Source organism: Stenotrophomonas sp. HMWF003, assembly GCF_003061285.1.
Lineage (GTDB): Bacteria > Pseudomonadota > Gammaproteobacteria > Xanthomonadales > Xanthomonadaceae > Stenotrophomonas > Stenotrophomonas maltophilia_AP.
In genome coordinates this window covers 856-1,717 of sequence record NZ_QAIW01000456.1, presented here as the reverse complement: position 1 = coordinate 1,717, position 862 = coordinate 856, and the positions used below count along the sequence as shown (strand labels likewise).

The following is an 862-nucleotide window of genomic DNA, read 5'->3' as shown; positions in this document are numbered from 1 at the left end:
CCGCCGGTCTGAGCTACGGCAGCGAGAGCGGCGCCGGTGTGCGCGGTGGTCTGGAGCGGCGGTTCCTGAACAGCCGCGGCCACAAGATGAACACCCAGCTGGACTATGCGCAGAAGCGCAAGAGTCTGGTCACCAGTTACCGCATTCCGGCCTTCACCTGGCTGGATGGCTGGTATGCCTTCACCGCCAGTGCCTACGATGAGCAGACCGACTACATCGACCTGCGCAACTTCAAGCTGTCGGCCAGCCGCAGCGGTGAAATCAACGAACACTGGACGGCGATCGCCTCGATCAACGCGCTGCGCGAGCGCTGGCGCTACGCGTCGGGCACCGAGTTCAACGATGCGCTCTACAACACCTCGACCCTGGTCTACCCGCAGCTGGTGGCCGACTACGTCAACGTGGACGACGAGCTGTTCCCGCGCAGCGGCATCAGTGGCAGCGCGACGCTGCGCGGTGGCGTGGAAGGCGTGGGTTCGGACACCAGTTTCGTGCAGGCCAACATGGTGCTGCGCTGGTACGTGCCGATCGGCGACAGCGACCGCCTGATCCTGCGCGGCGAAGGCGGCACCACCTGGACCAGCGACCTGGTGGCGATGCCGCCCAGCCTGCGCTTCTTCGCCGGTGGCGACCGCAGCATCCGCGGCTACGCGTTCCGCGAAGTCGGGCCGCGTACGCCGGCGCCGGACAAGTTCGCGCTGGGTGCCAAGAACCTGGTGGTCGGCTCGGCCGAGTATGAGCATTACTTCAAGGGCGGCCCCTGGGGTGCGGCGGTATTCGTCGACACCGGCAGCGCGTTCGACAACACCATCGACCTGCACACCGGCGTGGGCTTCGGCGTGCGCTGGAAATCGCCGGTGGG

The 862-nt window shown here is 66.8% G+C and carries 1 protein-coding gene; it reads left to right on the top strand.

From position 1 onward, the window contains the following. Positions 1–862: BamA/TamA family outer membrane protein (locus DBR34_RS24325; protein ID WP_258224197.1), on the top strand; the 862-nt coding region annotated here is incomplete at both ends.